This window comes from Aeromicrobium sp. REDSEA-S38_B2 (assembly GCF_001628525.1).
GTDB classification, from domain to species: Bacteria; Actinomycetota; Actinomycetes; order Propionibacteriales; family Nocardioidaceae; genus Aeromicrobium; species Aeromicrobium erythreum.
Map to the genome: position 1 here is coordinate 1 of NZ_LUNH01000023.1, position 11,891 is coordinate 11,891.

The window sequence follows — 11,891 nt, forward strand, 5'->3', positions numbered from 1 at the left end:
GGGTCCAGAACCGCACCGTGTCGGGCAGCTCCTCGCGCACGTGCAGCCAGATGCCGTCCTTGCCGCGCTCCTCGGCCGTGTCCTCCGCGACGCCGACCATGGCCGACGCGACGCCGCGGGCCTGGATCTCCGGGTCGACCGACACGCGACGCAGGCCGAGCTTGCCCGGCCGCGACTCGTCGAACAGCAGCGCGCCCATGGGCACGCCGCGACGTTCCACGAGCAGCCCACCGGCCGTGGCGAGCACCTCCGACACCGACTCGACGGTCTCGTCGAGGGCGGTCGAGGGCGGGTCGAGGTCGGGTCGGACGCTGAACGAGCGGTGGATGATGTCGACGATCGCCTCGGCGTGCTCGGGGCCGGCGTCGAGGACGTCGAGCGCCCGCATCACCGGTCGCCCTCGCGCACGGGGTGCCCGATCCGGTCGAGCAGGTCCTCGATGATCCGGGTGACGGCCACGTTCTCTTCGAACGGCACCATGTGCCCGGCACCGCCGAGCGTCACCAGACGCGCGTCCTCGATGGTGCGCGCGAGGCGTCGGGCGTGCTTGATGGGCGTGAGCAGGTCGTGGTCGCCGCAGGCGACGACGACGGGCACCCGCCCCAGCCCTTCGGCGCCGCTGCGGACGTCGAGGTCCACGAACGCGGGGTAGAAGTCGAGCAGCACGTGCGTCTGGGCGCGCAGGATCATCTCGTCGGACATGTCGGCGTACTTGCGGGGCGCGTCGGGCCCGACCGCCCAGCGACGGATGACGCTGTAGCTGTTGAAGGTCCGGCCCCAGTCGAGCAGGGGCGCGCCGGCCCGCAGGAACGGCAGGACGCGGCGCAGCGCCGGGCTCTGCCGCACGAGCCGGTTGTCGCTGGTCGAGAGCAGCACGGCACCCACGACCCTGTCGCCGAACAGCTCGGGCGACTCCGCCGCGAGCTGCTGCACCGTGATGCCGCCCATCGAGTGCCCGACGAGCACGACGGGGCCCTCGGGCACGACCTCGTCGAGGACGGTCCGCAGGTCGTCGGCGAGCTGGCTGAAGCTCGACCCCTGGCGCGTCGAGCGGCCGGAGCCGCCGTGGGAGCGCTGGTCGTAGAACACCATCCGCACGAGGCCGCGCAGCGCGAGGCGCTGGTAGTGCCAGGTGTCGAGGGTGCACACCCACCCGTGGACGAACACGACGGTGGGCGCCGCGCTGCCCGCGTGCGCCGCGTCGGCCTCGTCGACCTCGACGTTGAGGGGCACGCCGTCGGAGGCGACGACGGTGCGGGCGGGGCTGTGCACGCTGCCGAACGGCACCTCCTCGCCGCGCTGCTCGCGCCGGTGCTCGCGACGTCGGGTGTCGACGACCTTGGCGGTCACGCCGGCAGCCACGAAGGCTCCGGCGGTCGCGGCGAGTGCTGCCAGACGGGAGGGGGCGGGGCTCATCACTGTCCTCGGTGGCGGGGCTCGGACGGCCCTCAGCCTCGGTGGGTACGCACGACGCGGTCGCCGAGTCGGGTGACGACCTCGTAGGCGATCGTACCGGCGGCGCTCGCCCAGTCCTGGGCGGTGGGGGCACCGGGGGCGGCGCCGAACAGGGTGACGACGTCGCCGCGCCGCGCCGGGCGGTCCCCCAGGTCGACGACCAGCTGGTCCATGCAGATGCGGCCGACGACCGGCACGCGCTCGCCGTCGTGGGCGGCCTCGGCGCGACCCGACGCGGAGCGCAGGACACCGTCGCCGTATCCCAGCGGCACGAGGCCGAGGGTGGTCTCGCGGTCGGTGGTCCACGTGTGGCCGTAGGACACGGCGGTGCCGGCGGGGACCCGCTTGACCTGTGCGAGCCGCGCGCGCAGCGTCATGACCGGACGCAGGTCGACGATGCCGGCGACCGCGGGGTCGGGGTCGATGCCGTACGTGGCGATGCCCGGACGGACGAGGTCGAAGTGCGCGCTGGGGCGGGTCAGCAGGGCGGCGGAGTTGGCGAGGTGGCGCCACTGCGGCTCAAGCCCGGCCTCGCCGACGACGTCGAGCGCGGCCCGGAACACGGTCTCCTGCTGGTCGTTGGCGGGATGGCCGGGCTCGTCGGCGCACGCCAGGTGCGACCACACGCCGGTGACCTCGACCTTCCCCGCGGCCTGCGCGCGGGAGGCCGCGGCGACGAGCTCGTCCCACGCCGGACCGCGGGCGCCGTTGCGCGAGAGCCCGGTGTCGACCTTGAGCTGCACGCGGGGTCGTCGACCCGTCGGTGCGTCGTGGAGGATCTCGTCGAGCTGCTCGACCGACGACGCCGTGAGCTCGACGTCGTGCTCGACCGCGGCGCCGTAGGCGGCGCCGGGTGCTGCGAGCCAGCACAGGACGGGCCCGGTGTCGCCGGCCTCGCGCAGCGCGAGGGCCTCCTCGACGGTGACGACGCCGAGCCACGACGCTCCCGCGTCGCGCGCGGCCCGCGCGACCGGTCGCAGACCGTGGCCGTAGGCGTCGGCCTTGACGACGGACATCAGCGCGGCGCCGGGCGCGTGCGCCGCGAGGGTGGCCACGTTGTGCCGGTACGCCTCGAGGTCGACGACGGCCTCGGCCTGCGGGCTCACCACGCGCGCACCTGCTCCAGCGAGCCGGCGAGGAACGCGGCCAGGGTTCGCGGGAGGGCGGCGGCGACGTCGGACGCCACGAACGGTCCGCCCGGGTTCGCGCGGACGCCGGCGGCGCCGTGCAGGAGGGCGGCGTGCCGCCCGGCGTCGAACGGGTCGAGCCCGCCGGCGAGCAGCGACGCCGCGAAGCCGGCGAGGACGTCGCCCGAGCCCGCCGTGCCGAGCCACGGGGTGCCGGACAGGTTGACGGCCGCGCGTCCGTCAGGAGCCACGACGACCGTGCGGGCTCCCTTGAGCAGCACGGTCGCGTCCCAGTGCACGGCGGCCTGCCGCGCGTGCTCCAGCGGGTCGGCCTCCACGGTCTCGCGCTCGACGTCGAGCAGCCGGGCGAGCTCACCGGCGTGCGGCGTCAGGAGCGCGGGCACGCCGGCGGGACGCGGCAGGTGCGCGAGCGCGCCGGCGTCGACGACGAGCGGCACGTCGTCGTCGAGGCAGGCGGCCAGCTGGTCGGCCACGTCGTCGCCCGCCCCGGGTCCGACGACCCAGGCCTGCACCCGTCCGCGGCCGTGCACGACCTCCGGTGCGCGGTCGACCACCCGCGCCGCGAGGGTGTCGCTGCCGACGAAGCGCACCATGCCGGCAAGTCCCGACTGCGCGCCCGCGACGCACAGGTGCGCGGCGCCGGCGTAGGCGTCGGAGCCGGCGTCGACCCCGACCACGCCACGCGCGTACTTGTGCGACGCGGCGCCGGGCACGTGCCGGCGGAGGAGCTCGACGTCGGTGGCCTCGAGCGACGTCACGGTCGGCGCGTCGAGGTGCGGGCCGAGGCCGATGTCGACGAGCGTCGGCGGCTCTCCGCCGCCGGCGTCGGCGGCGGGCCCCACGATCGAGCAGACCTTGAGGGTGCCGAACGTGACGGTGCGGTCGGCGCGGACGTGCCGGCCGGAGGTGGCGCCCGTGTCGACGGCCACGCCCGACGGGACGTCGACCGCGACCACGTGGGCGTCGGTGTCGTGGGTCCAGTCGGCCCACTCCCCCGCACGTCCCTCGAGGCCGGGACGTGCGCCGATGCCGAACAGCGCGTCGAGGCACCACCGCTGGTCGCCCGGCGACGACACGCGCCGGGCCCCGGCCGCCTCGGCCGCGGCCAGTCCCTCGGCGTGGACGGCGTCGGGGTCGAGCAGCGCGAGGTCGACGCGGACGCCACGGGCGAGCAGGTGCGTGGCGGCGAAGAGCGCGTCGCCTCCGTTGTTGCCGGGGCCGACGAGGACGAGGACCGTCGCACCGGCCGGCACGTCGGCGAGGGCGTCGGCGAGACCGCGGGCAGCTCGCTGCATCAGCGCGTCCCAGCCGATCTCGGCGGCCAGTCGCTCCTCGGCAGCACGGACCTGGGCGACGGTGTGGGCGTTCAGCACGGGCTCAAGCCTCCGCCACGACGGACGCCGTCGCCACCGGCGGGCCGTGCCAGCACGACACGCTGACCCGCGCCGCGCCGACCGAGCGCAGGTGCGCGGCGCCCCTGATGCCGGACACGGCGGTCTACTCGACCGTGACGGACTTGGCGAGGTTCCGCGGCTGGTCGACGTCGTGGCCGAGCAGACCGGCCAGCTCGCACGCGAAGATCTGCAGCGGCACCGTGGCGACGAGCGGCTGCAGCAGCGTCGGCACCTTCGGCAGCCGGATCAGGTGGTCGGCGTACGGCACGACGTCGTCGTCGCCGTCCTCGGCGAGCACGATGGTGAGGGCACCGCGCGCGCGGATCTCCTGGATGTTGCTGACGATCTTCTCCTGCAGCTGGTCGCGGGCCTTCGGCGGCACGACGACGAACACGGGGATGCCGTCCTCGATGAGCGCGATCGGACCGTGCTTCAGCTCACCGGCCGCGAACCCCTCGGCGTGCAGGTACGCGAGCTCCTTGAGCTTCAGCGCACCCTCGAGCGCCACGGGGTAGCCGACGTGGCGGCCGAGGAACAGCACGGAACGGGTGTCGACGAGCTCGGCCGCGAGCTTGCGGACCTGCTCGCCCTCGTCGAGCATCCGCTGGATGCCGGCCGGCAGCTTCTCGAGCGCGGCCATGATGGCGTCGATCTCGTCGCCGTACTTCACGCCCCGCACCTGCGCCAGGTACAGACCGAGCAGGTAGCAGGCGACGATCTGCGACAGGAAGCCCTTGGTCGACGCGACCGCCACCTCGGGGCCGGCGTGCGTGTAGATGACCGCGTCGGACTCGCGCGGGATGGTCGAGCCGTTGGTGTTGCAGATGCTCAGCACCCGAGCCCGCTGCTGCCGGGCGTAGCGGATCGCCATGAGCGTGTCCATCGTCTCGCCCGACTGGCTGATCGCCACCACGAGCGTCGACCGGTCGATGATCGGGTCGCGGTAGCGGAACTCCGACGCCAGCTCGACCTCGCACGGGATGCGCGTCCAGTGCTCGATCGCGTACTTCGCGACCAGACCGGCGTACGACGCGGTGCCGCAGGCGATGATGATGATCTTGTCGACGTCGCGCAGCTCGTCGTCGCTGAGGCGCATCTCGTCGAGCTGCAGGCGGCCTGACCGGCCGTAGCGTCCCAGCAGCGTCTCGGCGACGGCCTGCGGCTGCTCGTCGATCTCCTTGAGCATGAACCAGTCGTAGCCGCCCTTCTCGGCGGCGGACACGTCCCAGTCGACGTGGTAGCTGGTGGTCTCGGCGGGCGCGCCGTCGAAGTCGGTGACCGTCATGGAGTCGCGCGTGATGGCGACGACCTGGTCCTGGCCGAGCTCGACGGCCTCGCGCGTGAACTCGATGAAGGCCGACACGTCGGAGCCGAGGAAGTTCTCGCCGTCGCCGCGACCCACCACGAGCGGGGAGTTGCGTCGGGCGCCGACCACGACCTCGGGCTGCTGCGCGTCGGTGAAGACGAGGGTGAACGCGCCCTCTAGCCGCTGGCAGACGGCGCGGACGGCGTCGTCGAGGGCGGGGGTGCGCTGCAGCTCGTCGGAGAGCAGGTGCACGACCACCTCGGTGTCGGTCTCGGACTGCAGCTCGTGCCCGGCAGCCTCGAGCTCGGCCCGCAGCACCGCGAAGTTCTCGATGATGCCGTTGTGCACGACCGCCAGGCGGCCGTCCTCGCTCAGGTGCGGGTGGGCGTTCCGGTCGTTCGGCGCACCGTGCGTCGCCCAGCGGGTGTGGCCGATGCCGGTGGTCGTCTCCGGCATCGTCGTCTCGGCCAGGACGCCGTCGAGGTTGGCCAGCTTTCCGGCCTTCTTCGCCCAGGCGATCCGTCCGGTCGTGGGGTCGGGCAGGGCGACACCGCCGGAGTCGTACCCGCGGTACTCGAGCCGTCGCAACCCGCCCATGACGACGTCGAGGGCGTTGCGGTGCCCGACGTATCCCACGATTCCGCACATGCGCTCCAGGGTACCCAGGAGCGCCCGTGGGCCCCGGTACCGGCAGGATGGCGTCATGGCCCGTGAGCTCTCGCCGTACGTCGAGATCGAGCGGTCGGCGTGGGCCGACCTCGCCGACGACGTCCCCCAGCCCCTCACCGAGGACGACGTCCAACGTCTCAAGGGCCTCGGCGAGGAGCTCGACATCGACGAGGTGCGGCAGGTGTACCTGCCGCTGACCGAGCTCATCAGCCTGCGCGTGCGCGCCGCGACCCGCCTCTGGGAGGCCACCGAGTCGTTCCTGCGCGAGCCGCAGCCGCAGCGCACGCCGTTCGTCATCGGCGTCGCCGGGTCGGTCGCCGTCGGCAAGTCGACCACCGCCCGCCTCCTCCGCGAGCTGCTGTCGACGTCGCCCGAGCACCCGCACGTGAAGCTGGTGACCACCGACGGGTTCCTGTGGCCGAACGCCGAGCTGGAGCGTCGCGGCATCCTGCAGCGCAAGGGCTTCCCGGAGTCCTATGACCGCAAGGCGCTGCTGCGGTTCGTCATCGACGTGAAGTCGGGCGTCGAGCAGGTGACCGCCCCCGTCTACTCCCACCTGACCTACGACCGCACCGAGGAGACGGTGGTCGTGGAACGGCCCGACATCGTCATCGTCGAGGGCCTCAACGTGCTCGCGCCGGCGAAGGACCGTGGCGACGGCTCCCCCGGCCTGTCGGTCAGCGACTACTTCGACTTCTCGATCTACGTCGACGCGTCGAGCAAGGACATCCGCCGCTGGTACGTCGACCGGTTCCTCGCCCTGCGCCGCACCGCCTTCGCCGACCCGGCCTCCTACTTCCACCGCTACAGCAGCCTCACCGACGACGAGGCCGTCGCCCGCGCCGAGGAGCTGTGGGACACCATCAACTGGCCCAACCTGCGCGAGAACATCCAGTCCACCCGCGGCCGCGCCGACCTCGTGCTCCGCAAGGGCAGCGACCACTCCGTCAAGTGGGTGCGGTTCCGCAAGATGTGACGTCGCGGGGGTCCTGCTGGGCGTCGTCCTGCGGGTGCGCTGCCGCGGGGGTCTGGTCTTGCTGGTGCGCTGCCGCGGGAGGGTCTGGGCTTGCTGGTGCGCTGCCCCCGGGGGGGGTCTCGTCTTGCTGGTGCGCTGCCTCGGGGGGTCCGGTCTTGCTGGTGCGCTGGCGCAGGTGGTCTGGGCTTGCTGGTGCGCTGCCTCGGCTCTCGCTGGGGGTGGTCTCCGAAAGGCCTCGACCGGGCAGCTGGCGGGCGCGGTGGCCCGGGTTCTCGGGCTGTGGCTCGCGGGGGACGCGAGATTCTGCGTTCGTGCATTGGAGGGCGAACACTTCTGCGTTTCCTACGGGATCCCGTCGCGAACGCAGAAGCGTTCGGGATACAACGCACGTCCGACCCCGCCGGCGTTTCTGTGGCAGATCCACCGCTGAGGGGGCGCAAACGCAGATTCTTGCGTCCACCCCCAGCACCAAGCCGCAGCCCGAGACCCCAGACCAGCGCGGTCGCCAGCCGCCCGGTCGAGGCCCTTTCGGAGCGCAGGACGAGTCGAAGCCGCACCAACGCAGCCCCACCCGAACGAGGAGCTGCGCCAGCGCACCCCCACCCGAACAACAAGCCGCAGCAGCGCAGCCGCAGGACGAGCAGCACAGCCGCAGGTCGAAACCCTCAGCGACCCAACGGCTTGACCAGCTCCGCCGCCCACGCCACCTGCCGGTAGCCAAGGGCCTCGTTGACCGCGATCATCGGCGTGTTCGAGGCGGCGTTCCAGGTGGTCACGCGGGCGCGGCCGGAGAGGAGGTCGGCGGCCTCGTCGAGGGCGGCGGTCTTCATCGCGAGCCCGAGGCCGTGGCCACGGTGGGCGGGGAGGACGAGCGTGTCCCACTGGTAGGCGGTGTCGCCGTGGTCGGGCACCACGAGCTGGGTGTGGCCGGCGAGGGTGCCGTCGGGCGCGACGGCGGCGACCGTCTGCCCGACCCGGCCCTGCTCGGCCCAGCGGGCCTCCTCGTGACGCACCCGCTCGGCGTCGAAGTACTCGGGCTCCAGCCCTACCTCCCCTGACGGCGCCTCCGCGAGGATCAGCGCCCGCAGGACCGCGTACTGGTCGAGCCACTCGTCGGGGCAGCGACGCCAGGCCACCGACGTGTACCCGTCGCGCCACACCGGCGGGGCGACCTCGGCGGGCAGCGGGAGAGCGCGGATCGCGTCGAGCAGGTCGACGGCGTACCCGTGCGACAGCGCGAACGCCGACCCCGGCCCCTCGGACTGCTCCACCGGCCACGAGGCCTCCGCGAACGCGTTCGCCCGACCGCGCTCTTGCGCGAGCCGCTCGACCTCGCGCAGCAGCAGGCTCCCGTGCCCTCGACGACGCTCCTCCGGCACGACGAAGACGTGCAGGTAGGCGAGCGTCCGGTTGTCCTGCTGCGGGAACGACACCCACGCTCCCCCGACGACCTCCCCGTCGACCTCACCCGCCACGACGACGTGCTCGGCGTACGCGTCGCTGGTCAGGTTGGTGCGCTTCTCGGCGAACCCCCACGGCTCGTCGAAGCGCTCCGTGTGGGCGCGCGCGTAGGCGTCGTGGAAGGCGGCGTAGCCGTCCGGATCACGAGCCAGGTCGACGACGACGGGACGCATGTCCCCACCGTAGAGGCGATCCTGGCGAAGACGCGGACACCGGGTCGTCGCGTCCCTACACTCGTCGACGTCCCGGGCATCCCGCCCGGCTGATCCGGGGGATCCATGCGTCGTCACGTCCTGCTCACCGTCGTCCTGTCCGTCCTGGCGACGGCGCTCGTCGCGCCTCCGGCGGGGGCCGCGACGGGTGCGGCCGTCGTCGTCACCGGCCGCGTCACCGACGACTCCTCCGGTCGGGGGCTGCAGGGGCTCACGGTGACCGCCCATGACGACAGGCTGTCGCCCGCGGTCGCCACGACCACGACCGACGAGCGCGGCGCGTTCTCGCTCGACCTCCCCGACGACGTCGAGTACCTCGTGACCGCCTCGGACCCCACCGGTCGCTACCGGTCCACCTCTCGGTGGTTCCGCTCGGGCGACGGCGAGCTGGAGCTGAGGCTCACCGAGCGCACCGGGCTGGTGAGCGGCTCGGTGCGCGACCAGTACGGCGTCGGCATCCCGGTCAAGGTGCGCCTCCGGCCCGAGAACGGCACGGAGGACCTCGTGCTCGACACCTGGCAGAACGACGAGGACCACGACTTCTCCGTCCGGGTCCGACCCGGCCGGTACCGGGTCGCCCTGCTGGGCTCCTTCGACGGCCCCGACGAGCGGTGGATCGGCGGCACCGATGCGGCCTCGGCCACCGTGCTGACGGTGACGGCGGACGAGACCCTGGCCCTCGGCGACCACGTCGTGGACGTGTCGGGATACCTGGCCGGGACCGTGACCGACGAGGCAGGCCGTCCGCTGCGCAACGTCGGTGTGCGCCCCTACTTCCGGGTCGGTGACCGGTGGCGGACGACCGACCGCTTCTGGCTGACCGGACCCGACGGGACCTATCGCACCGCGCGGCTGTCGGCGTTCGACGACGTCCGCATCGAGTTCGTCGACCGCGCCGGGACCTACCTGACGCAGTGGTACGGGGGCGGGTCCGACCTCGCCAACGCGACGCCGGTCTCGACCACCGAGGGTTCGCGAACCAGCGGTCTCGACGTGAGGCTCCTCCCAGGACCCCCGGCCCCGGTCGGCCGCCTCCACGGGACGCTGGTCGACGTCGACGGCGCCCCGGCGAAGCCGGTCCAGGTCTGGGCGTACCGCGAGGATGCCTCGCGCGCCGCGGCCCCGGCATACCGCACCACGAGCCGTCGCGACGGCACGTACGCCTTCGCCACGATCGAGCCGGGGCGCTACGTGCTCTCGTTCGCCTACGGCAGCACCGACCACGTGCCGGCCCTCCAGGACGGCGCCACCTCCCGCACGACAGCGCCCAGGGTGACGGTGGTCGACGGCGGCAGCACCACGGTGCCGGTGCAGCTGCTGCGGTCCTACGGGAGCGTCGACGTCCCGGTGCAGCAACGCGACGGACTGGAGGACCTTGAGGACCACGACGGCCTGCTGGTAGAGGTCCTCGACCTCGACGGGCGCGTCGTCACCAGCACCGACGCCTCCGGCTCGATCCGCGTCGAGCCCGGCCGGTACCGGGTGCGCGCTGCGGCACGTCTGCGGGACGACCAAGGTCGGACGCGCTACGTCGGCACCCGCTGGAACGGCGGTGCGCTGAGCGAGCAGGCCGCTCGCCCGTTCACCGTCCCGGACGGCGGCACCGTGACCCTTCGGAGCATCACCCTCGACCGGCGACTCGTCGCCACCACGGCTCCGCGCGTCTCGGGCACGGCCCGGCGTGGGAAGGTGCTCACGGCCAGCACCGGAACGTGGGCACCCGGGCGAGGGCTGCGGACGTCGGTGCAGTGGTACCGCGGGACGCGAGCCATCAAGGGCGCCACGCGCACGAGCTACCGCGTGACGTCCACCGACGTCGGCGCAGCCCTGCGCGTCCGCGTCAGCGTGCGGGATCCTCGCGGCGACTACCTGACGTCCGCCGCGTGGTCGGGCCGGACCCGTACGGTCGCGCGGTAGGCGTCCTCAGCCCAGCGTGCGACGCACGACGCCGGCGAGGTGCTCGGCCACCGACGTGGCCTCCTCGAGCGTCGGCGCCTCGACCATGACGCGGACGAGCGGCTCGGTGCCGGACGGGCGGAGCAGGATGCGGCCGCGGCCCTCGAGGCCACCGTTCGCGGCCACCAGCTCGCCCTGCAGCACGGGGTCGGCGTCGACCCGGCTCTTGTCGACGTCGGGGACGTTCACGAGCACCTGCGGGAGCCGTCGCATGACGCCGGCGAGGTCGGCGAGCGTACGGCCGGTCTCGCTCATCCGGGCCGCGAGGTGCAGGGCGGTCAGCACCCCGTCGCCGGTGGTGGCGTGGTCGGCCATGATCACGTGCCCCGACTGCTCGCCGCCGAGCGTGAAGCCTCCGGCCCGCATGGCCTCGAGCACGTAGCGGTCGCCCACCGCGGTCTGCAGCACCGTGATCCCGGCGGCCTCCATGGCCTGCACGAACCCGAGGTTGCTCATGACGGTCGCGACGACCGTGTCGGCGTGCAGCAGGCCACGCTCGAGCCGGGCGAGGGCGAGCACGGCGAGGATCTGGTCGCCGTCGACCACCTGGCCCGACGCGTCGACCGCGAGGCACCGGTCTGCGTCGCCGTCGAACGCGAACCCTGCGTCCGCGCCGTGGCGCACGACGGCGGCCTGCAGGTCGTCGAGGTGGGTCGAGCCGCACGCCTCGTTGATGTTCAGGCCGTCTGGCTCGTCGTGGATCGCGACGACCTCCGCGCCGAGACGTCGGAACGCCGCCGGCCCCACGTGGTACGCCGCGCCGTTCGCGCAGTCGAGCACGACCTTCAGGCCGGTGAGCGGCTGCGGCACGGTGCCGACGAGGTGCTTGACGTAGGCGTCGACGCCCACGTGGCTGTCGCCGACGCGACCGACGCCGATGCCGGTCGGCCGGTCCCACGGCTCACGCAGCCGCTGCTCGATGGCCACCTCGACGGCGTCGTCGAGCTTGTGGCCGCCACGGGCGAGGAACTTGATGCCGTTGTCGGGCATCGCGTTGTGGCTGGCGGAGATCATGACGCCCATGTCGGCGTCGAGCTCGGCCGTCAGGTACGCCGCACCGGGCGTCGGGACGACGCCGAGCAGGTGGACGTCGACCCCGGCCGACGCCAGGCCGGCGACGATCGCGGCCTCGAGGAACTCCCCCGAGGCACGCGGGTCGCGGGCGACGACGGCCGTGGGCCGGCTGTCGGCGAACGCACCGGCCTCGCCCAGCACGTGGGCAGCAGCGACCGACAGGTCGAGCGCGAGCTCGGCCGTGAGGTCGCGGTTGGCGAGGCCGCGTACGCCGTCGGTGCCGAAGATCCGGCCCAACGG

At 73.4% G+C, this 11,891-nt stretch carries 9 protein-coding genes; 2 read left to right on the forward strand and 7 right to left on the reverse strand.

From position 1 onward, the window contains the following. The 5 genes from A6Q81_RS05705 to glmS all read right to left on the reverse strand — a co-directional run. A partial coding sequence (locus tag A6Q81_RS05705; protein ID WP_286689809.1) for a GNAT family N-acetyltransferase occupies positions 1-388 on the reverse strand: 388 nt, incomplete at its 3' end. Then, complete coding sequence (locus A6Q81_RS05710) at positions 388-1,416, reverse strand: alpha/beta fold hydrolase (protein ID WP_286689810.1); 1,029 nt, start codon at positions 1,414-1,416, stop codon at positions 388-390. The genes A6Q81_RS05710 and A6Q81_RS05705, both read right to left, overlap by 1 nt. Positions 1,417-1,448: 32 nt before the next feature. Continuing rightward, positions 1,449-2,564 carry an alanine racemase gene (gene alr, locus A6Q81_RS05715; protein WP_286689811.1) on the reverse strand — a complete coding sequence of 372 codons (1,116 nt, stop codon included), beginning with the start codon at positions 2,562-2,564 and terminating at the stop codon, positions 1,449-1,451. Next, positions 2,558-3,976 carry an NAD(P)H-hydrate epimerase gene (locus tag A6Q81_RS05720; protein WP_286689812.1) on the reverse strand — a complete coding sequence of 473 codons (1,419 nt, stop codon included), beginning with the start codon at positions 3,974-3,976 and terminating at the stop codon, positions 2,558-2,560. The genes alr and A6Q81_RS05720 overlap by 7 nt, the downstream gene beginning before the upstream one ends. Before the next feature lie 124 nt (positions 3,977-4,100). Further along, positions 4,101-5,951, reverse strand: coding sequence for a glutamine--fructose-6-phosphate transaminase (isomerizing) (gene glmS / locus A6Q81_RS05725; protein WP_286689813.1), 1,851 nt, complete (start codon positions 5,949-5,951; stop codon positions 4,101-4,103). 55 nt (positions 5,952-6,006) lie between these two features. Between glmS and coaA the strand changes: the two genes are divergently transcribed. Then, complete coding sequence (gene coaA / locus A6Q81_RS05730; protein ID WP_067859692.1) at positions 6,007-6,948, forward strand: type I pantothenate kinase; 942 nt, start codon at positions 6,007-6,009, stop codon at positions 6,946-6,948. A gap of 665 nt (positions 6,949-7,613) precedes the next feature. On the opposite strand, the gene A6Q81_RS05735 is transcribed toward coaA, so the two are convergent. Further along, positions 7,614-8,699, reverse strand: a complete 1,086-nt coding sequence (locus A6Q81_RS05735) for a GNAT family N-acetyltransferase (RefSeq protein WP_286689814.1) — start codon at positions 8,697-8,699, stop codon at positions 7,614-7,616. Between A6Q81_RS05735 and A6Q81_RS05740 the strand changes: the two genes are divergently transcribed. Next, positions 8,688-10,538 carry a carboxypeptidase-like regulatory domain-containing protein gene (locus A6Q81_RS05740; RefSeq protein WP_286689815.1) on the forward strand — a complete coding sequence of 617 codons (1,851 nt, stop codon included), beginning with the start codon at positions 8,688-8,690 and terminating at the stop codon, positions 10,536-10,538. The two genes, A6Q81_RS05735 and A6Q81_RS05740, sit on opposite strands and share 12 nt — an antisense overlap. Positions 10,539-10,544: 6 nt before the next feature. Here A6Q81_RS05740 and glmM read toward each other — a convergent pair whose 3' ends face one another. Then, entirely contained in the window at positions 10,545-11,888 is a 1,344-nt protein-coding gene (glmM, locus tag A6Q81_RS05745; protein ID WP_286689816.1) for a phosphoglucosamine mutase, read from the reverse strand. Between the last annotated feature and the right edge of the window lie 3 nt (positions 11,889-11,891).